18 protein-coding genes and 1 pseudogene are annotated in these 21305 nt (G+C 51.7%); 7 read left to right on the plus strand and 12 right to left on the minus strand.

Going from position 1 to position 21305, the window contains the following annotated elements:
- Window positions 1-169: 169 nt before the first annotated feature.
- The 3 genes from RAL91_RS17690 (at window position 170) to RAL91_RS17700 (ending at window position 2202) form a co-directional block, all read left to right on the plus strand.
- Window positions 170-1174, plus strand: coding sequence for a hypothetical protein (locus RAL91_RS17690; RefSeq protein ID WP_306257573.1), 1005 nt, complete (start codon window positions 170-172; stop codon window positions 1172-1174).
- 59 nt (window positions 1175-1233) lie between these two features.
- A complete protein-coding gene (locus RAL91_RS17695) occupies window positions 1234-1581 on the plus strand; it encodes a hypothetical protein (protein WP_306257574.1) in 348 nt (115 codons plus the stop codon).
- Window positions 1582-1656: 75 nt separating this feature from the next.
- Window positions 1657-2202: a copper chaperone PCu(A)C gene (locus RAL91_RS17700; RefSeq protein ID WP_306257575.1), complete on the plus strand. Its 546-nt coding sequence runs from the start codon at window positions 1657-1659 to the stop codon at window positions 2200-2202.
- Between the two features lie 240 nt (window positions 2203-2442).
- Here RAL91_RS17700 and RAL91_RS17705 read toward each other — a convergent pair whose 3' ends face one another.
- From RAL91_RS17705 to RAL91_RS17720, 4 genes are all read right to left on the minus strand, one after another.
- Window positions 2443-3183 (minus strand): SDR family NAD(P)-dependent oxidoreductase, encoded by a 741-nt coding sequence (locus tag RAL91_RS17705; RefSeq protein ID WP_306257576.1) that lies wholly within the window; start codon window positions 3181-3183, stop codon window positions 2443-2445.
- Between the two features lie 54 nt (window positions 3184-3237).
- Entirely contained in the window at window positions 3238-4281 is a 1044-nt protein-coding gene (dctP, locus tag RAL91_RS17710; protein WP_306257577.1) for a TRAP transporter substrate-binding protein DctP, read from the minus strand.
- An 89-nt stretch (window positions 4282-4370) separates the two neighbouring features.
- Window positions 4371-5657, minus strand: coding sequence for a TRAP transporter large permease (locus tag RAL91_RS17715; protein ID WP_306257578.1), 1287 nt, complete (start codon window positions 5655-5657; stop codon window positions 4371-4373).
- Window positions 5654-6190: a TRAP transporter small permease gene (locus RAL91_RS17720; RefSeq protein WP_306257579.1), complete on the minus strand. Its 537-nt coding sequence runs from the start codon at window positions 6188-6190 to the stop codon at window positions 5654-5656. The genes RAL91_RS17715 and RAL91_RS17720 overlap by 4 nt, the downstream gene beginning before the upstream one ends.
- A gap of 162 nt (window positions 6191-6352) precedes the next feature.
- On the opposite strand from RAL91_RS17720, the gene RAL91_RS17725 reads away from it, so the two are divergent.
- Window positions 6353-7390: a LacI family DNA-binding transcriptional regulator gene (locus tag RAL91_RS17725; RefSeq protein WP_306257580.1), complete on the plus strand. Its 1038-nt coding sequence runs from the start codon at window positions 6353-6355 to the stop codon at window positions 7388-7390.
- Window positions 7391-7435: 45 nt separating this feature from the next.
- Here RAL91_RS17725 and RAL91_RS17730 read toward each other — a convergent pair whose 3' ends face one another.
- The 6 genes from RAL91_RS17730 to RAL91_RS17755 form a co-directional block, all read right to left on the minus strand.
- Window positions 7436-10231, minus strand: a complete 2796-nt coding sequence (locus RAL91_RS17730) for a DUF2339 domain-containing protein (RefSeq protein WP_306257581.1) — start codon at window positions 10229-10231, stop codon at window positions 7436-7438.
- 239 nt (window positions 10232-10470) lie between these two features.
- A complete protein-coding gene (locus RAL91_RS17735; RefSeq protein WP_306257582.1) occupies window positions 10471-11271 on the minus strand; it encodes an ABC transporter ATP-binding protein in 801 nt (266 codons plus the stop codon).
- Window position 11272: 1 nt separating this feature from the next.
- Window positions 11273-12112: an ABC transporter permease gene (locus RAL91_RS17740; protein WP_306257583.1), complete on the minus strand. Its 840-nt coding sequence runs from the start codon at window positions 12110-12112 to the stop codon at window positions 11273-11275.
- Complete coding sequence (locus RAL91_RS17745) at window positions 12109-13551, minus strand: sulfatase-like hydrolase/transferase (RefSeq protein ID WP_306257584.1); 1443 nt, start codon at window positions 13549-13551, stop codon at window positions 12109-12111. Before RAL91_RS17745 ends, RAL91_RS17740 begins: the two co-directional genes overlap by 4 nt.
- A gap of 68 nt (window positions 13552-13619) precedes the next feature.
- On the minus strand, window positions 13620-14606 hold the full coding sequence (locus RAL91_RS17750; RefSeq protein WP_306257585.1) for an ABC transporter substrate-binding protein: 987 nt from the start codon (window positions 14604-14606) through the stop codon (window positions 13620-13622).
- A 39-nt stretch (window positions 14607-14645) separates the two neighbouring features.
- Window positions 14646-15347: a GntR family transcriptional regulator gene (locus RAL91_RS17755; protein ID WP_306257586.1), complete on the minus strand. Its 702-nt coding sequence runs from the start codon at window positions 15345-15347 to the stop codon at window positions 14646-14648.
- 594 nt (window positions 15348-15941) lie between these two features.
- Here RAL91_RS17755 and RAL91_RS25125 point away from each other — a divergent pair.
- The 3 genes and pseudogenes from RAL91_RS25125 to RAL91_RS17770 form a co-directional block, all read left to right on the plus strand.
- Window positions 15942-16214, plus strand: a pseudogene (locus RAL91_RS25125) (hypothetical protein); the annotation flags it as partial.
- A 35-nt stretch (window positions 16215-16249) separates the two neighbouring features.
- Window positions 16250-16405: a thiamine pyrophosphate-dependent enzyme gene (locus RAL91_RS17765; protein WP_306257587.1), complete on the plus strand. Its 156-nt coding sequence runs from the start codon at window positions 16250-16252 to the stop codon at window positions 16403-16405.
- Window positions 16406-16736: 331 nt separating this feature from the next.
- The gene (locus RAL91_RS17770) at window positions 16737-18974 is read left to right on the plus strand and encodes an ABC transporter substrate-binding protein (protein ID WP_306257588.1); all 2238 of its coding nucleotides are present in this window, start codon (window positions 16737-16739) and stop codon (window positions 18972-18974) included.
- Window positions 18975-19172: 198 nt separating this feature from the next.
- Here RAL91_RS17770 and RAL91_RS17775 read toward each other — a convergent pair whose 3' ends face one another.
- Together RAL91_RS17775 and RAL91_RS17780 are read right to left on the minus strand one after the other, a co-directional pair.
- The gene (locus RAL91_RS17775) at window positions 19173-20153 is read right to left on the minus strand and encodes a TAXI family TRAP transporter solute-binding subunit (protein ID WP_306257589.1); all 981 of its coding nucleotides are present in this window, start codon (window positions 20151-20153) and stop codon (window positions 19173-19175) included.
- Window positions 20154-20678: 525 nt separating this feature from the next.
- Window positions 20679-21302 carry a 3'-5' exonuclease gene (locus RAL91_RS17780; RefSeq protein ID WP_306257590.1) on the minus strand — a complete coding sequence of 208 codons (624 nt, stop codon included), beginning with the start codon at window positions 21300-21302 and terminating at the stop codon, window positions 20679-20681.
- Between the last annotated feature and the right edge of the window lie 3 nt (window positions 21303-21305).

A 21305-nucleotide genomic window follows, 5' to 3' on the forward strand; every position in this document is an offset into this window, starting at 1 on the left:
CTGACAGGAAACCAGACGCACTTTCAAAATGCGGCTGAACACTGTATTCACAGATGAGCGGAAAAGGGCTGAACAGGTCATCAAAAGGCCAATGTGTAAAGCCATTTAGGGTTCGGACCGTCCATTGATCTGGATCGGCGAGATAACAGTATAAATTTGCAAGGGTTTCATGAAAACGCTGCCATACGTGAAATTGGTTACACTTTGTCGCATTGTGCTGGCCGCTCTCTTTATGAGCGCCACAGCCTCTGCCGCATTAGCTCAAAATGCCCCGCTTCCAAGGGCAAAACCGGGATCCGGGGCCGCTGATATCAGTCCGGGGCAAAGTCTGCTGAATGTCTTACCCCAGATTCTGGGCGCGCCGGACATGAGCAACATTCCCGAAATGCCGCCGGTGGATCTGGATGCAGGACCAGCTCAGGCCAGACTGGTTGCCAAGCTGGTGGAAGATGGCGAGCCGATTCCCTTTGGCGTGACCTGGCGCATTTACGATCAGGTGCCTGATACAGCCGGAGCCTATCCGCTGGTGGCCAGCGGAAAAGGCGGCGATTGGGCGCAAACCCTGCAACCTGGCAATTATCTGGTCCATGCGGCCTATGGCAAGGCGTCCTCAACCGCCATGCTGCGCCTTGACGGACAATCCGTCACAGAAACCGTTATTCTGAGTGCCGGTGGGCTACGTCTGCAGGCGCAGTTAACCGGAGATGTCAACATTCCAGCCGACAAGGTGCGCTTTCGCATAACCGAGCGCGATTCTGAAACCACAGATGAAAGACTCATAGTGGAAAACGCTCGTTCCGGCTTGATCCTGCCTCTGAACGCCGGAACATTTCGGGTCGAAAGCCTGTACGGAAATGCCAATGCCAATGTCAGTGCAGACATCACAGTTGAAGAAGGCAAATTAACGGATGCAACCCTTTATCACCGCGCGGCAGAAGTGACACTGAAACTTGTCAATGATTCCGGAGGCGAAGCAATTGCAAACACCAGCTGGACGCTGCTCTACCCCAATGGCGAAGTGATTGCCGAGACCGTCGGAGCCTTTCCGGAATATGTTCTGGAAGAAGGCGATTATGCAGTCGTTGCCACTCATGAGGGCACACCTTACAACCGCAACTTTTCAGTTGAGGCTGGTCGCCACCGTGATGTGGAGGTTCTGATATCAGCCGAGTGAATGCTCGGCTAACTCAGATACAGGTTACAGCAAAAGTGCATTGGCTTGGAAACATAAAATTGATGTGGATTCGCATCGCCTGTGTATGTGCCATCATGTTTGCAGCTTTTGCACATCAGCCTGTTGCAGCGGGTGAAGGCAACACGAAGGTTTCCGAATACGCCCTGCCGGATGGCACCATTCTCAGCCTTTGCATCTATATACCAGCGGGCGAAAACGGCACTGCCGGTCCGTCCTGTGAATTCTGCCGTATTGCCGATGCGGCAATCGCCGCCCCACCCTGCGGAATGTCGCTCGCAGTCGCGCGAACAATCGAAAACCAAAGGCTGAAAGTTGCGGCAACAAATCTGCCGCGCGCCATTTTCCAGCCCGCCACCCCCCTTCGCGGTCCTCCAACAGTTTCTTGAATTTTCAAGAGCTGAAAAGCTTTTCAGAACAACAAGCTGACTGCTTTCTTAAATTCTACATCTTTGGAGATTATCGTGTCTTTTATCAAAATTGCTGCGTTTGCCTTGGTGGCAACGCTTACACAAAGCCTGCCCTCCACCGCCCACAGCTTCACTATCGGTGAGCTCGTTATTGATCACCCATATGCCCGCGCCACGCCGCCAAACGCCAAGGTGGCCGGAGGTTATCTGACCATCACCAATAATGGTGATGAAGCGGACCGGATTTTTGGTGCCAGCACCGATTTTGCCGAACGCGTGGAAATCCACAAAATGGCAATCGAAAATGACGTCATGAAGATGAGCCCTGTTCCTGAAGGCGTGGAAATTCCAGCCCGTGGGTCCGTCCAGTTGATGCCTGGTTCATTCCACCTCATGTTCATGTCAATTTCTACACAGCTCAACGAAGGTGACGTGCAGAAGGTCACATTGGAATTTGAAAAAGCGGGCAAGGTGGAAGTTGAGCTGAGCGTGGAAGGCTTCAAACGCCGCAGATCGGAAGACATGCATAAAAAGAAAGGCATGTCCGACGAGAAAGCCATGAATGGCGACATGAAAATGGACCACAAGGCCGCTGAATAGCGTTCTGACATGAAAAAACCGGCGCATATCGCACTTGGCTTGCATTGGGTTCATGTGGCCGGTCCATGGTCAGGTGAGGGCCCCGTCGCCCGGAGATCCGATAATGAAACAATTAGGCCGTGGGGCTAGGAATTTCCGCCACTTCCACGGCCAAAAATACGTCAATGCCGCTGCACTGCTCCACAGTGTTGTAGAGCTCCCCATAAGCTCACGAAGCTTCAAGAGTTACAAAAACACGCTTTAGCCATTGATCGTTCCACCATCAATGTTGATGTTCTGACCTGAGACATAAGATGCGGCGTCGCTGATCAAGAACATGATAACCGAGGCAACTTCTTCCGGTTCGCCGAACCGCTTCAGCGGAATTTCCGCTCTAATTGCGTCACCCCGATCAGCCAAAACACGATCAGGCATGCCAGTCATAATAATGCCTGGACAGATGCAATTGACGGTGATGTTGGGTGCGAAACGGCGGCAAAACGCACGTGTAAGCCCTTTGAGGCCAGCCTTGGCGGCGGTGTAGGAATAGTGATCAAACGCTCCACGATTAGCGGCAAGTGAGCTTGTCATGACGATTTTGCTGGTGTGCGTTTTCGGTGCCAACTCTGCAAATGCAAGGCTCATATTTTTGGAATTGGTAAGGTTATGCGCGATAGCCCGTTCCCAGACAACCGCATCATTTGGATCCTCGATATCGGGTTCAAAAACGCCTGCAAGATTGACCAATCCGATCAACTCGCTTGGCGCGTGGGCCAAGACGTCTTTGCATGTTGCAAAATCGGAAAGCTCGCTATGTATTCCAACGACCTTCGAAGCACCTTCGCCCAACTCACGGACAAGACTGTCAATTTTGGATTGGTTCGGATCAACTATGAGAATATCGGCTTCAGCCCTAGCCAGTTGCCGCGCCAACGCAGTACCAATGCCCCCTGCTCCGCCAGTGACCACGACTGTTTTTCCTTTGAGAGTGTCAAAAAACATAATGAACCTTACTTGCTGCGTGAAATGGGGGCACAGCTATGCCCCCATCTTGCTCTAATTGGATAGCGCGTGAGACGCAGCAATTGCCGCGCTTGCATCTGCTATTGCAGCATTCAGACTATCGACCCAATCTGTGCCGTACTGATCAGAATACCAGCCAAGCATGTGGTCTTTGCCAGCTTCAAAAGTTGCCTTTTCTTCCGCAGTAGGAACATAGACGGTTCCGCCAGCGTCGATGAAAGCCTGCTGTGCAAGCCCATCTTGTTGCTTGTTGAAGTTGGTTTGAACTTCGGCCATCTGAATCACACCATCAATGACAAGCGCACGAAGATCATCTGGAAGGCTCTCAAGGAAGCCCTGATTCATCCAGTAGAAGCCAGCAAGGTATGCATGTTCATCAAGAATAGCATTTCCAAGATGTTCGTTCAGCTTGTTGGAAACAACGTCAAGAGCTGCATTCTTGGTGCCATCGACAACGCCTGTGCCAAGTGCTGTGTAAAGTTCGCCCCAGGCAACCGGTGTCGGGTTGCCACCCAGGAAACGCACAAACTCAGCCTGTAGTGGAGACGGAATGGTTCGAATTTTCACACCCGCAAGATCATCACGATCATGGATGACGGCATCAGTGGTATAAAAGGAACGCCACCGCCCGGTATTTGAAGCGGCCATCAGACGGATGGAGCCTGTTTTGGCAAGAACAGCATCGCGCATTTGACCAAGAAATGGCCCATTCAAAACCGCTTCTGCCAACCGGTCATCGGTCAACATGTAAGGCACGTCCAAAACTTGCAGTTCAGGAACGAACGGAACAATGCCGCCCAGTGATGTGTGTGTCAGCTCGATGGTCCCGAGTTGAACACCTTCCATGGCTTCTGAGAAACCACCCAGCTGACCTGCCGGATAGATTTCTACAGCAATGCGGCCATTTGAGCGGCTTTCGAGATAGCTTTTTAAAAACACGCCAGGAACATGGTCGTCTGAATTATCTGTCGCTGGGCCTACATGGGCATATTTCAGTGTGAACTCTTGTGCAGATGCAGCTGTAGCTCCCACCGCAAATGCCAATCCGCAGGCGGCAATGGTTGAAAGTAGCTTCATGATCTTCCTCCCTTTAGAAGATTTCTGGTTTATTCCACCACGCAAAGGCTTGCGTGGCTTCCCAGATGTTTGACCGATGTCGCCACCGGCTAGTAAAGTCCCAGAAGTCTTGGGACCGTTAATGCAAGTGCCGGAATAAACGTCACTGCAAGGATTACCGAAAAGTGGATTGCGTAATATGGCAGCATTTCTCTGGCGATTTTTGAGACAGGCACACCGGATATGCTGGAGCCGACAAACAGCACCAACCCAAGTGGCGGCGTTGCCAAGCCGATGGTCAGGTTGATCGACATAATGGCCGCGAGATGCAGAGGATCGACCCCAAAGTTCATCAAGGCCGGTCCCAGTAGCGGAGCCAGAATGATGATTGCAGGTCCGGAGTCTAGAAACATGCCGGTCACAAGCAGCAATACGTTCACCAGCAAAAGAATAACGATAACGTTGGAGGACACCTCAGGCAGAAACTCTGCAACCTTTACTGGCAACTGAGAGAGTGTCGTTGCATATCCAAATGCGGCTGCTGCACCCACGACGATCAATATGCTCGCTGACGTGACGCCGGTCTCGGCCAGTATCCTGGGCAGATGAGACAGCTTCAAACTGCGGGTGAAAAAGAAGCCAACGCACACCGCATAAATCACCGCAGATGCGGCGGCTTCCGTTGGCGTGAACACGCCACTGACAATGCCACCCAATATGATAACGGGCGTCATCAACGGAATAATTGCATCTTTAAAGGCGATGGATGCTTGCTTGACTGTCGCTCTGCGTTCTGCCTTTGGAAAGTTTCTTTTTTTCCCGATATATGCGGTCACGGCCATCAGCCCGAGCGCCATGGTCAAGCCCGGAACAATGCCCGCCGCAAAGAGTGCAGCCACCGACACATTCATCACATAGGCATAGACTATCATAATGATGCTTGGCGGAATGATCGGCCCGATAACCGAGGATGCCGCAGTCACAGCAACTGCAAACCGGCGTGTGTATCCGTCCCGCTCCATTGCTGGCACCAACATTGAACCAAGCGCCGATGTGTCTGCAACGGCCGACCCGGACAAACCAGCAAACAAAACACTCGACAAAATGTTCACTTGTGCCAGACCGCCGCGCAAATGGCCCACCAGCACTTTGGCGAAATCAACCAGGCGAATGGTGATCCCCCCAGTATTCATGAGATTTCCGGCGAGAATGAAAAGCGGGATGGCAAGCAGTGGAAAGGAGTCGATTCCAGAGTAAATTCTACGCGGCAATGTCTGCAGGAAAACCATTTTGTCATCGACGATGAAACCCGCGATCGGCCCACCAATCAATGCAAAGGCAACCGGCACACCAAGGCCGATGCAAATGAGCAAGACGATGCCAAATGTAGGGCTCATTCCTCACCCTCACCTTCTGCAGTGACGGTTTCATGCGACCTGGTCAGTTCGCCAAGAATGTGCTCGACAGAAATGAGAGCAAAGCCAAGCCCTGCAAACGGGACGGCGATTGTCACAAAGAACATCGGCATTTTGAAACTGGCAGCCAATTGTCCCCATGCGTTCAAGGCCAGTAGAAATCCGTAGTAAACCAGGAACCCGGAGATCAGCAGACAAATCGTCGCTATCAATACCCGCAATGCCCGCCCGGCACTTCCAGTCAGGGCATCCGGCAGAATATCGATTGCCACGAGATCACGGCGATGCAATGCGACGACCGAGCCAACGCATGCAAGCCAGATCATGAGGTAGCGTGCAACTTCCTCGGTCCACGCCAGAGAGTCGTTCAAAACGTAGCGCCAAAAGACACCGGCAGCCACAACGCCGGTCATAACGAGAACTAATGATCCGCTAGCGAATAGAAGTAGCCGCGCCAAATACCGATTGAGGCAGGCGAGCCCACCGTGCAACGCAATCATCAATTTATTCTCCATTTTGTAAACCTTTACATTTTTACTTTCGATCGGCAAGCGCGTATTTTCGGTAGGTCAAATCGATCTAACCCCCTGTTTCAAGCTGTTCCCAAGCTATTTTATTGAAATTCTTGAGTGAATCGTGCTAGCTACTGACGCAAAGACCGTGATGGGAAAAGATAATTGCGTAAACCTTTACAGTTTAAATCGACCAAACCAAACGTCAGTATTTTTGACGTGGCGGAACTGGCGGGTCTTTCAACTGCGAGCGTCTCGAGGGTTATAAATTCGCCGGACAGCACAAAAGAGAAGACGCGCATTGCGGTTCAAAACGCCGTTAGGCAGCTTGGTTATATTCCCAATGGCGCAGCCCGCGCTCTATCGAGCCGAAACAGCAAGGTTATCGGTGCCATTATTCCAACGATTGATAACTCGATCTTTGCGCAAGGTATTCAGGCCTTGCAGTCATACCTGATGGGCAAGGGATATTACCTTCTGCTTGGGTCGAGCAATTACGATCCGGATCAGGAGTTTGATCTTTGTAGGAATTTCCTCGTTCAGCAAGTTGCTGGTATCATCATGATGGGTGATACCCATCATCCAGAATGCGTCAACATGCTGGCACGTGAAGAAACGCCGTTTGTTAATACAGGAACCTATTCGCAAGATGGCGCTCATTGCGTGGGTTTTGACAATGCAAAGGCAGCCTCCAGGGCAACAAGATATCTGCTTGATCTGGGTCACACGGAATTTGCCATGATTGCTGGCGTGACAAAGTTTAATGACCGCGCCATCAACCGGGTGAACGGTGTCAAAGATGAGTTGGCTCGTTCCGGTGTTTCCCTGGATGAAAGCAGGATAATTGAACGACCATATGAAATCGATGCGGGTGGTTCTGCGTTAAAAGAACTCATGCGCCAGCCCGCCCCACCGACCGCAATTATTTGCGGTAACGATGTTCTGGCAACGGGGGCTATCCTGGCAGCGGCACGGGAAGGCATCAACATCCCTGACGACGTTTCCATCATCGGCTTTGATGACCTGGTCATATCTCGACATCTGTCCCCTGCCCTCACAACAATTCAAATCCCCACTGAGGAAATGTGGTGCCGGGCAGCTGACATGCTTCTGGATTTGCTGAAAGGAAAAGATGGGCCCTCTGCTGTAGAGATTGATTTCAGCTTGATCGTTCGTGAATCAACGGCTCCGCCACGGCCTTGATCTGCTCATAATTGCCATTCCCATAAATTGCCGACAAAGCTGGGCCTATATCTGACCTCGCAAGTCTGAACCCTCCGGCTTTGCCTCCGCCGCTTTGTCGGGCGTCAGCAAACGCTGATAGACCATCCCGATCAGCAACAGCACACCACCAAGCCCGATGAATGACAAAGCGCGCCAGATGCCAGTCAGGTTCGACATGTCGATTAGAAAGGCTTTGCACGTGACCAGCGCGATGATGCCACCGGACATCATCCGGCAGAAACGCCAGTTACGCAGCATGCCCAGCGCCAGCAGTGCAAGCCCGATCAAAAGCCAGACGGCCGAATAGGTGTAGAGTTCCACATCTCCGGTTGGACCGGTCGCCAGATTTTGCGGATGAAAGACCAGCCTGATGCTAAAATTCACCCACAGGAAGAACAGCACCGCACTGAGACCGAAGAGTGTGTTGATGTAGAGTTTGGGCCGCCTGCCCATGCTGCGCCAGGCCAAAACCCCATACAGGATGGCTGGCATAAGATAGGAGAACACCAGCTTGTTCCAGAAAATACTACTCCCCACCGCTGCATTGGTGAGCATCGGATTGTAGGCAAACATCAAATTGCTGATTGCAAACAAAATCCCCAGCCCGCCAAGAACGGTAGCCGATTCGCGCAATATCACGCTTTTTTCTGTGCGTTTGATCTGCAGCAAACCGAGCGCAACACCACCACCAATGAGGGTTAAAAGTGCACTTTCTTCCAGCGTATCGATGGGGCCGAAAAGATCGGAGGGATCCAGCGCATGAAGTGCAATCACTGCAATGGCAGCAGTCACCGCTGAGACAGCGCAGACCTCCATGGCATCGAGCCAATTATCGCGCTTCGTAGCGCCCAGCAGTATGGCCGCATAGACAAAGGCCGCCGCCGGAACGGCATAGCCGACCAGCAACCAGTTGAAGATTGGGGTGGTGCCCAGAGCATCGCCAACGATGAACGGGTCCCACAAAATGCGCAGCACCCACAACAGCACCATCGCCACTGCCATGGGCCGCAATGCAGGCATGGCCCGCTGGCTGTAGCACCACGCCAGAGCCGGAGCCAGCAAGGCAACGGTGACGGTCAGCACCCACCCGGACAGAAGAATCCAGATTGCAAGAATGATCGAAGCCAGCGCGGCAACAGCGTAAAAGTCCAGCACTCGGGCTCGGAACCCGGTGGTTTTGGGCAGGTTTCTAAGCAGCCATTCCATGCTTCCCAGAAAAAACACAGCCAACGCCAGCGCCAGCAAACCGAAGGACAGCGATGATGCAACCACATCAAACCTGAGATAGGACACCAGCAGCAGAACCGCTGGCGCAAAGGTTCCGGCAAAGGCAAATTGCAATTTGGACCGGGTTCCAATAATGCCGCGCAATCCGGCACCGGCAAACAGGAAAATCAGCACAGCACTGAGCAGCGCATAAAGGCGCACAGCCTCGGTTAATCGCAATTCCGGCGGCACAGACCAGACGCCCAATGTCGGATTATAGATCTGGCCAAGGGCATCCAGCGCATTGCCCGGAAGGTTCCAGCCAGCATGGCTGAAAATCGCCATGCCGCTGGCGAGATAAGCCAGAATCCGCAGCGCAGAATACTGGTAAGCGACAGCCAAGGCCAAAGCACCAAGGCCCACCAGAACAAGGGCTGAGAACCCGTCAACCGGGCTTTGCAAGATAACAAACAGGAACAGCACAAACGGTACGACCAGTGCGCCGAATGCCGCCCAGTCAACAGCCACACGCAGATCAGGCCTGGCGGCATAATGGCTGACGACAAACACAAACAGCACCAAACCAAGTGTCAAACTATCGTAAGCCGTCAGAATCCAACGCTCGCCGGCACCGGCTTCAAGCACCATTACAAGGCCGATAAAACACAGACCAGCCGTTGCTATCAGCGCAAGCCAGCGCCAGACTCTCACACGCGCGACACCGAAGGCCGCCACACCGACCGCAAGTGAATAGCCACCAAGCCCTGCAATGTTCGGCTGCTCGGCACCAATCAGAAACGGAACGGCAAAACTGGCCACAAGTCCTAATGCGGCAAGCATTGGACCATGCAGCAATGCTGCCGCCATGGTTGCCAGCGAAACCACCGCAAGCGCGACAAATGTCAGCGCCGGGGAGAAGAACCCATAGAGCTGATAAGCCGCGTAAATTGCGGCAAACATGGCAATCGTTCCGGCCGCTGTCAGCACGGCGGGAATATCTGCCGTCGGAAAACTGGACAGCGAGAAGCGGGTGCTATGCCGCCTCGCCCATTCTCCCAATGCGCATAACAGCAGCCCAAGACCTATACCAAGCGCAATACGCACTTGTGGCCCAAGCAAGCCCTGCTCAATGGAGTAGCGTGCCAGCAGCACGGTTCCAAAAGCCAGCACCCCGCCCCCAAGCCAAACAGTCCACTTGGCACCAACGGTCTGCTCCATATCAGTGTCGGCTTTGCGAATTTGCGGGCTCGGAATTGCGGCGCTGACGGTTTCAGGTTTTGGCGTGAGCTCGGAATTCGGCTCGGGCGCAGTTTCACTTGTCTGAAGGGCTTCGACCGGCGGCACGTCTTGTTGTGAAAGGGCGGCATCTTGTTTTTCGTCAGTGGCAACGCTCAAAGCTTTGTCGATGAGGTCAGGCGCTTCAACATTGCTCGTTGAAGCGCTCGCGGCTTGCGGATCTGCTTCATACCGCTGAATCCGTTTGTCCAGCGCCGTTACCAGCGTTGTCAACTCTGCCAGCTTCCGCCTCGCGTCACTGACTTTCGCCAAAGCAACGAAAGCAACAACTGCTCCAACAAACATAAAAATCAGCGTGATAACAAGAAGGAAGAGCATTTTGTGAATCCCGCCCCAGAAAGCTTTGGGGACACTGTATTAGGCGTCAGTTCAACACAAATAAAGCAATATTGTGTTTGTGAATTGGAGATTGCTGAGGATCAAGCCAACACCATCAACCGTCCAATCCAACCTAAATACACGCCAACATCACGTGCCCGGCCTCGGGCATCGGGCTACAAGACACACTCGATCATCAGCAGGTGATTTCCTGAATAATTCGGTCTTTCTGGTAAACTCTACAAATTCTCTGCGGGCACTGCGTTTGCCGTGATCGTTTTTGTGACCTCTTCTTCGAGGCTGTCGAGAATGAGCCTCTCATAGTGTACAAATTTTTCGTCGGTCACTGATCGAGGATGCGGCAGGTCAATTTCAAATACGTTTTTGATCCGCGCGGGTCTGGCTGAAAAAAGCGCGACACGGTCCGACAATAAAATGGCTTCTTCCACCGAGTGCGTCACAAACAGCGTCGTCTTGTGTGTGCTCTGGTGGATACGGGTCAGATCATTGATCATCCGGCCCCGGGTTTGGGCATCCAGCGCTCCAAAAGGTTCGTCCATCAACAGGATTTCGGGGTCGTAGGCAAGCGCACGCGCAATGGCCACGCGTTGCTTCATGCCGCCAGACAGCGATTCCGGATAGGCATTTTCAAATCCCTGGAGTCCGATCATCGAGATCAACTCCGCAACACGCCGGTCTTGTTCAGCCTTTGGAACGCCTGCAATCCGCAAGCCATACGCAATGTTCTTTGAAACCACCTGCCAGGGAAACAACAAATATTCCTGAAAAACGATCCCCCGATTGGCGCCTGGTCCCTCGATAGGAACATCATTCAAGGTCAGCGATCCCGCGGTCGCCTTTTCAAATCCTCCCACCATGAACAAAAAAGTTGATTTCCCACAGCCAGATGGTCCCAGCAGTGAAACAAACTCCCCCTCCATCACATCAAGAGTGATATCCTCAATTGCCTTAACTTCTTCTGGCGTCCCGGGATTGAAATGTTTTTCAACATTTTTGGCTGAAATCTTGATCCGGCCCATTTTATAAATCCTTTGAGGTTGCGACACCCCATTTTATGACCGTTCGACGTTCGATAAATCCGAACAGAACACGTTCCAGCGTAACGCCAATCAGGCCAACAATAATAAGGCCGGCAAACATCGCTTCTGAATCCAGGAACGTGCGCGCATCAAAGATCATAAACCCGACGCCATATGCGGTAGATGCAAATATCTCTCCGGCGATGACGGCCCGCCATGCCCGCCCTAACGCGAGTTTGTGACCTGCAATAAGATAGGGCATTGTTGCCCCCAGCAGTACAGTTGTCAGGATTTGCCAGCGTGAGGCTCCGGCGGTTTGAGCCGCCCAAATCATGCGTTGAGGAACACTTTGCACACCGGCGGCTGCCGTGTAGATGATCGGAAAGCACGCGCCGGTGACAACCACAACGATCACGGTCTTCAATCCAAGCCCCATCCACAGGATAATGACCGGTACAAAGGCAATATTCGGGATTACCATGAACATTGAAATGATCGGATTAAGCCACGCATAAATGGCCCGGTTCATCCCCATGATGAGGCCAATTGCAGATGATACCAACGCAGCCAGGAAGAAACCAACGAGCAAGGCCAGCATGGTCATTCCAACATGGCGCAGCAAAAGAAAGTCGGGCGTTGCGCCTTTACCCGGACCGGTCATTTCGACTAGCCGCACCAAAACGGCAGATGGCGCAGGCATGAGCAACGCGTTCACACCACTCAATCGCACCGCCACTTCCCAGATCGCACCAAACAGCAGAATTGCGACAAATGGTGTCCATTTGTTGCCACGTAGCAAAGCAATTACGGGGTTTTCGATTTCCACAGATGACTTGCTCATGCCGCATCAACAGGTTTGGGTGCCGGTGTTGCACTTGCGCTGCGTTTGGTCGCAACCGCCTCGCGGCCACCAAGTTGATCAATCAGGACCTGCTGATCCGCCTTGGCTGCGCGATCTGTGGCTTCTGGATCGAGTATGCCATTCAGTTGCGTCCTAAACTCGCGCAGAACACCGGAGAACTCTGGCTTCAGGGCAAGATTGGACAGCTCTTCCGGATCCTCTTCCAAATCGTAAAGCTCGGGCGCAAATCCGACATAGTGAATGTATTTGTAGCGTCCGCGCCGGATCATGTATTCTGCTGAACGAGCTGCGGTGGCGTGATACTCGCTAAAGATTGGGCGCGACATATCGTCAGGCAGGTTCGCAATCTCGATCAGTGACCGACCAGGGCGGTCCTCAGCAGGCTCAAGCCCGGCATTGTCAAGAGCAGTCGGAAAAACATCGAGCAGCTGGACTGGAGTGCGGCAAATTTCGCCTTCGGGAATGCCTGGTCCTGCGATGATCATCGGCACCTGTACGGATTCATTATACATGGTGGACTTGCCCCATTGCCCACGCGCACCCAGGCTTTCTCCATGGTCAGACAGGAATATGACGCGGGTCGTTTTATCAAGGCCGGTCTCTTCCAGCACAGACAGGATTTGCCCCACACAATCATCGATAAAGCTGACAAGCGCATAGTAAGACGCTATCGCCAGCCGCCGATGCTCATCAGAGGTAAAATAGTTGTCCCAAAGGTAGCTGTTGTTAAAATCACGCCACCAGCCGGTCTGATCCGTGCCGTCATCAGGGCGTTGTTTGGGAAGCGGCATGTCGGCAGGATCATAAAGATCGAAGAACTGTTTCGGTGCCACAAGCGGGTAATGGGGGCAGATGAAAGACACGAATGTAGCCCAGGGCTGATCCGATGATCCGGCAGCCTGCTGCTCCAGCCAGTCCTTTGCACTGTCACGAATGTCGCGATCATATTGAGTGTACTCTGTTTCGCCGGGACCAAGATTGTCAGCCATATCGCGGCATTGGGGACGCGGCGACGGGGGATCACGGACAAGACCCTGTGTGTCACCACCAGCATGGATATGCATCGGCAGAATCTGTCGATCAAATCCCGTTGACGCGCGATCATCAACATAATGCAATTTGCCAATTGATGTGGTTTCGATCCCCGCGCCCTGCAGACGATGCCCCCAGCTTTCAACATGCCCGTCATAGGCAATGCAATTGTCCCAATAGCTGGTCTGATGGGGATATTGGCCCGTCGCAAGCGCAGCGCGTGCGGGAACACAGATTGGCGAATTCGTATAGGCGCTGTCAAACCGGGTGCCGCGCTGCGCAAGCCGGTCAAGGTTTGGTGTTTTCGCAATTGGGTGGCCGTAACAACCGAGCGCATGACTGCTATGCTCATCATCCATGATGATCAGCAGATTTGGGGTATCCATGAATGCTCTCCAGTGGTCACGTCGTCAGATAGGACAGCCCGGGTGATTATGCCGGGCCGCCAAATGGATCAGTTCATTTCAGCGACGATTTCCAGTGCTCTTGCATGAACATCGGGCAAAAGTGCCGCCGCAAAATCTGGCATATCACCAGAAAGCTTGCCAGCTGCGGACAGGCTTTCAAAAACACCCTGGAACACACGAACTTTCCGTTCCGGATCAAACGATGGTGTGTAATCGAAATCGGCGAGCCCCATCTTCAGGATATCGGCCGTCAGGTCACGTCCCCGTTTTTGCATGCCAACTTCCAGAAGCGCTGCAGCCCGGTCCGGATCTTCAGCAAAAATCTGCTGAGCCTCAATTGTGGCCGCGACAAATTTTGCGACAAGCTCAGGATTCGCATTTGCAAATGCACGGTTGGAAACCCAACTTGCCTGACCTTCATTGGCGCCGGAGAAATTCATCATGATCCGTCCAAAACCTTTAGCCACGGCGATTGACGTGGTTGGCGCAAACCAGATGCCCGCTTCCACCGATCCGGCTTCTATGGCTGCCAGAATGGCACCGGGAGACGTATTCAGGATCTCAAAATCGTTGAGCGAACACCCGTTTTTCGCGCACCAATCATTCAGTGCCCGATAAGACCCTGAGCCAATTTTGGTCGCAATGCGCTTGCCTTTGAGATCGTCAATAGTTTGGATTGGCGAGTCTTTGGCCACAATAACCTGTGCATATCCGCCGTCTGTCGACACGGCTGTGCCGATCACTGCGACCAGGTCTGTCTTGCTAAGAAGCGAGGTCAAAGGGGTTTCACCAACGCTTCCAACATCAACAGATCCGCCGATCAGGGCTTCGGTTACTTCGACACCGGTTTTCATCGGTACGACTTCCAGCTCCAGCCCGTATTTTTCAGCAATTCCGCTTTCAATCAGTACAATGTCCCAATTTGACGAACGTGAGCTCATGCGGATCGTTTCCGCCCAAGCCGGTAGCGCCATTGTTGCAGTGACGGCAAGCGCCACCGCAGCCGTTAGAGCAGTGCGTATTGGATGTTGCATTTCTAGTCCTCCCAGTGGATCGATTGTTGATTTACCTTGTCAGAGTTTGTCTCCGTGCGTGCGCTTGCGGCTGATGGCGTAGAGGCTGGCGCGCAGAATGTGTTCTTTCATTGCGCGGGCTGCTGCATCTGAATCCTGACGGCAAATTGCACTCAGAATGTCCGCGTGTTCTGTTTGAGATTGCCGTCGTTCGTCCAATTGCGAGAACCGCGCGCGTTGGAAAGGAGCCGTTTGAATGCGCACGATACGTGTTGCCGCCACCAGGCTGACATTGCCGGACAGCTCACCGATTTTGTCATGGAATTCACGATTTGCAGATGAGTAGCGTTCGGGGCCGTCTGCGTTGACGGCCGCATCACATGCTTCAAACAATTCCTGAAGATCGACCATTTGCGACAGCGATGCGCGCATCGCAGCCTTACCGGCGGCCAACGCCTCTAATTCGGCGGCTGCCTCAAACGCCTGGCCTATGAGTTCAGGATCTGAAGGCACGACCACCGCGCCGCGCCTTGGTTTGATTTCCACAAGCCCGGCCGTAGCAAGCTGACGAAGCGCCTCGCGCACCGGCGTTCTTGAAACCTTGAACCTATCGGCAAGTTCTTGTTCGTCCAGCCGATGATTAATTTCGATCTCACCGGAAAAAATTTCATCGGCCAGAACACGGCGAATGGAGTCTGCGAGAGTCGCCTTGTCTCCCGAAAACCCCTCATCTGGCTCATCTTGTATTTTATATGCTTCCATGTCGCATAAATTGCATACTAAAATTACAATAGTCAACTCTTATGTATACGAAGCGGTGTCTTCTGTGACTGCACTTGGCAGGCAAAATCAGCGGCGACTCGTGTGGCCTGCACTCGTTGGAAATACGCGGCAAAATCAAACACCCGTTGAAAAGGCCGCTGTGTGTGATGCGTTGTTCAGTTGAACCCTGTGCCCATTTCAGAGAATTGAAAAAGCTCTCATTTTCAGTCCAGACTCCCAACCGCAGAGGTCGAATGTTGGCGTGCCAAAACAGCGCAGAAGGCGGACCTCCTTTAGCGTCTCTGACGATCACCTCAGCCATTGTTCGCATAACCGAACCGAAAGCTGGCTCGCTTGCGGATTCGACGCCTGGACAACAATTTATCGTGTTCGTGCGACCCTTGCGCCGTCAGAAGAAATCATCTTATCGTAAAATATTACGACGAGGATTGCGTGAACGAGATCCCTTAAAGAATTGTTATTGCAGTATATTAGGTACTTGGGATTTTAACCCAAATGCTTGATGTGTGGTCCTGCAAACAGGCCCGACAGTCACGCGCAATGTGCGTTGAATTGAAGACTTGGCAGCAAGGTATGGCAGCATGTTCGGGCGTGGCCATTGGCGGCGCCAGGGCCGAAAAAATCGGCGCGCTGGTCGTGACAACATTCAAGGCCATGGGTTTGGTGCCAGACGACCACACTCTTGGTGCGGGTGTCCTGGGAAGATCAGGCACTCCGATTGCAAGCTGGTTCATGAACGAAGCCGACGTGTTGACAGCCCTGGGAGCCAGTTTTTCAAACCACACCGGAATTGCGCTGAAGCAAAACATTATTCAGGTGGACTACGACCGAATGCAGCTTGGCAAGTTTCACGCCGTGAATGGCCGGTTTGGGAGACAGATTTGCACAATCCGTCCTTTTCAGCCCTCGCAAGACTCTGTGGCGGACATGGTGAAAAGGTCACCAAAACTGAAGACATCGGGCCTGCCATTGAGCGAGCCCTCGCAGTCAATGGCCCTGCATTGGTGGAAATCATGAAGGATGCGGAGTTGGTTTAGGCCACGACGTGTATCTGATGGATGCACTCGACCTAGGGTGCTGCCCTTTATGGGTGATCCAGAGGGAATTGAGCGCATCCTCATCAACAATCCGGCTACTCTCCATGGGTTTGATGCAAGAGAATCACGATGTCGCGAAGCCTGCGTTTCCAATTAGAAATACGGATCTCGGGAAACGACCTGTCAATATACTGATAGTTGGCGTGTTCAGCCGTGTTTACGTGTATAGCTTAACAAAGAATTTTCTCTAATTTCTGGACATCAGTTGTTCAATCAGCAATGTACCATTTTGGTTTTTGAGGAATGTATCGAAAATCGCCTCGGGGGGACTATGAACAGTAAGACGCAATTGTCATTAATTTCGATTTTATTGGTAATTTGCCAATTCTTTTTCGTAGTTTCATCCCAAGCTCAAGAGACAACTCCCTGGACGATTGCAGTGGTTGGTCCAATGTCGGGAGACAGTGCGCAATTAGGCCGAGCCATGGTGGAAGCCGCACAAATTCGGGTCGATGAAGTTAATGCCGACGGCGGTGTGAACGGACGTCTCGTTGAATTGAAAACATATGACGATGAGAACTCAGCCACCAAGGCTGTTTTGGCCGCAAAACAAATCGCATTGGATGACAATAACCTTTTGGTCATTGGGCACCGAACCAGTGGTGCATCGATAGCGGCTGGGCCCATCTATCTGGAAAATAAGATTCCGGCCATATCAGGAACAGCGACAGCAGACGCACTCACGGTTGGTAACCCCTGGTACTTCCGCGTGACCTACAACAATGGCTTTCAGGCAGATTTTATAGCGAACTACATTAACAGCGTCCTTGGCTATAAGACCGCAACACTCGTCTCAACCAACAGTGTTTATGGTCGATCGCTGGCGAAGGCTTTTGTAACGGCTACAGGGAAACTGCCGCTAGAAATCAAACGCGAATTCACGGTCGATGCGAAGAGCCCTGATATTGATCTTGATATGGCAGACATTGTTTCAGAACTGTCATTGGCACCTGACAGTGGCATGGTGTTTCTTGCGATGAATGCCGCCAATGCGGCTCACTTCGTGCGTGAAATGCGAAATTCCGGCTTCACTCTGCCTATCTTCGGTCCGGACTCCATCAATCAGCAGTTTCCAACCTATTTTGAACCAGACCCAATTCTCAAGACGCGTCCGGGAGATTTCACCGACCAGATTTACGCCACGACATCCATGATCTGGGATGTTGCCAATGAGAATGCTGTGAACTTCCGCGCCAAATTTCGAAACAAATATGGCCATAATCCGGATTCCGGCAATGCGTTATATTACGACGCCGCCAGCGTGGCTATTCACGCGATAGAAAATGCGGAGATTTCCGGGACGGATATCATTCAGGATCGTGACGCCATTCGAAGCTTTCTCACATCAATTGACAAACCTATTGAGGCGTTTGATGGGATAACCGGGAACATCTATTTCGATGACAAGGGCAACGCCATAAAATCTGTCCCTGTCGGGATATTTGAACTTGGAGAATTCATTTCGGCACCAATTCAGCTACAGCCGGTCCTAAATCCGGTTATGGTGCCAAACTTCTCCGAAAAGCTCGAATCCAAGGATATTATTCCCTACGCAGACGGGTACATGAATTCGGCCCAAATCGTCTATTTTGGGGTCGATATAAATGAAATCAGCAACCTCAACACGGCTACCGGGAACTACACATTAGATTTCTTTATCTGGTTCCGATACCGAGGCGATCTGGACTTATCGAAAATTGAATTCAGCAATGCGGTAAGCCCGATCCGCTTGATCAACCCGATCTGGTCCCGCGAACGCAACAGTATGCAAATCCAGACGTTTAAAGTCAGGGGAACATTCCACGGCGACTTCCAGTTCAAAAATTATCCATTTGATAAACAGAATATCGTTTTGGAAGTTCGGCATCGCGATCTGACCAGCGAAAGTTTGAGGTTTGTCACAGATAATCTTGGGATGAGGTTGACCGGGGAAGGCGTGACACTCCTGTCCAGACTTCACGAGGAAGACGTTTTCCGGTCTGCCAAGGGCTGGCAAATGACCAACGCCCAAATTTATCAGGATGTTGTCAAAACGGCTTCAACCCTCGGTGAAACCCGGTCATTCCAGGGAGAGACTGCGGTAAACTTCTCAAAAATGAAAATGGAAATGGAAATTTCGCGCAAGCTGACCAGCTATAGCACAACTATTATGTTACCGATGGTCATCCTGTTTGTTATCGGACTATTGCTGTTCGCTGTTCCCATTCGCGAAATCCCGCCCAGATTGAGTGGCGGCATTCTGGTTTTGGTTACCGTGTCGCTGTTGAGAGCCCGGCTATCTAACGATCTTCCAAATATCGGCTATCTCGTGGCAATTGATTATATCTTTTTTGCTTTGCAGATTGTCATGTGGTTCTCGATCGCCGTTAGTGTCCTGGTATTTTGGGTAAACGAGCGAAAATCCGAGGTTTTGGCAAGTCGTTTAAACATCATAGGTGCGTCGCTGTATCCCTTGCCGATTATCGCGGTCGGTATCTATATTTGGTGGAGCGTTTCCTTTGTAGGGTAGACCCCGGAGTAAGATCCGGGGTTCCTTTAAATGTTGTATGAAGGAACCCACAATCTCTCTACCGACTTCTGGAATCATCGTTCACGCTCTTCCGGGAAGAAGAAACGGCAAAACAGACCAGGCCTAAACCTGTGTGTTATTGAAATGGGCGAGACCTAAATTTCGGACAAAAATCCCTGAGATGTTCAATCCCGAAACCTAAAAACCCGCTTCTTTGTAATAACGTATCGCACCGGGATGCAGTGGCGCTGAAAGACCATCCTTGATCATTTCTTCTTCTTTAAGATTACCCAAAGCCGGATGTAATCTGCGGAAGCGTCGCATGTTTTCAAATACCGATTTGGTCACTGCATAGACCACATCGTCAGGCACTTTAACTGAAGTGACAAGCGTAGCGCCCACACCAAACGTCTTCGTGTCATTTGGATTTCCCTGATACATACCGCCTGGAATAATTGCGGTTCTGTAATAGGGATTTTCGCTGATCAAAGCATCAACTTCTGGGCCCCCAACCTCAACCAACACGGTATCGCATTCCGTGGTAGCTTCCTTGATCGATCCGCTGGGATGGCCGACCGTAAAGACCATTGCATCAATTTTGTTATCGCACACCGCGCGTGCCTGTTCTGATGATTTGAGTTCGGTCACAAGAGAGAAATCACTGATTTTAATTCCCTTGGCCGCCATCAAGACATCCATGGTGCCACGGGACCCTGATCCAGGATTCCCGATGTTAACGCGTTTTCCAACTAAATCTTCGAACGATTTAATTCCCGAATCTGCCCGGGCAACCAAAGTGAACGGTTCCGGATGCACTGAAAAGACAGCTCTCAGCTCTGTGTCAGGGGTATCTTCCTCAAACTTGGAAGTTCCGTTCAGGCTGTGGAATTGCCAATCTGACTGAGCGATACCAAAGTCCAGCGTAGCAGCGCGGACCGCCTTGAGATTGTAAACTGACCCACCTGTGGACTCGACCTCGCACATGACACCGTGGTCAGCGACACCGCGGTTTGTAAGCCTGCAAATTGCCCCTCCAGTTGGAAAATAAACACCGGTTTTCCCGCCGGTTCCAATCCGAATTGTCGTTTCCTGTGAAAGAACTGCTGTTGCTGATGTCAAAACTGACAAAACGCCAACAATGATACTTGATGTGATACGACGCATTTTTTTCCCAACCATTCTGCCGTTTTTTATATAATCAACGGCGCATTGTTATCATTCAGTTCAACGCGTTTTTTTGGTGTTCGTCAACTATCGAAGCTCAGGGCTATGGGTCGCTTCGCCCTTGCGCCCAAAACGTTGGCTGAATTGGGCTCATTGTAGTTAAGCGTGATGGTCTCCAATTTGAGTTCAGTCTTCTCATATGGCTCAGACTGCCGCTTTAACCTCATTGCTGAAAAATCGGCCATGCCGGAATTTGATTTTTTTCAGCCGACCATGTTCCCATTTCCATGACGCGACTTTCGTTCTTCCCGCATTGCGTTGGTTTGGATTGTTCGGACAAATTGGCGGTGAAGAGATGACTCATCAAAAAACAAACTTGTTTTGAAATTTTTGAATGACAATCTGTGAAACAGCAAACCAACCAGAACATCAGAATGCCTTTTCGGTTTCGGGTATATCTCGTTCTGTCGTTTGAGGTCCTGAGATGATGCCAAACCTGGCCCAGTCGGTCATTGGCGGAGTCTATCCGTGCCCTGTCGGCTATCCCGAATACAAATTATCAAACGCGTTGGACTGCAACTTTCCTTCTCTCAAAAGGTGTTGCACGGTATAGGCGACGGATAACGCATCGTCGCGCGCGTCATGCCCCTTTAACGGCGGATGATCGACATCAAAATAGTCGGCTAGTTTGTTACTGGGCGTCCGTGCCAAATCCTCAACCGGCATACCCGCCGCCAGCAAGAGTTTGACGGCATTGTCGAACCGGTTTGCCGGGATAGTCGGTTCAATGCCGGCCACATAGCAACTGATCGCGAGCATATTCAGCTCGTCCTTGCCCCAGGACCAGAAGCGAGCGCCTTGTGAGAATCTGTCGATGCGCGCGAGAGCTTCCGACAATGAAATACCCTCAGCATCAATATTCTCCTCAGTGATTCCGGTCAGTTTTGTGAAAAATGGATCAAGCGCATATCTGTTGCCATTGCGGTCAATCGGCACAACATAGACCATGAATGTATCCAGAATTGGGAAATCTCCCTCCAACCCCAGTTTTGCAGCACCGATCTGGGCAATAACTGGATCGGGATCGTCAGCGGCGCACCAGAACCGGCGCTGTGAACCTTCAAGACACAGAAACTCACAGTCGAAAAGAATTGCTGTTCTCATGAT

This window comes from Pararhizobium sp. IMCC21322 (assembly GCF_030758295.1).
GTDB lineage: Bacteria > Pseudomonadota > Alphaproteobacteria > Rhizobiales.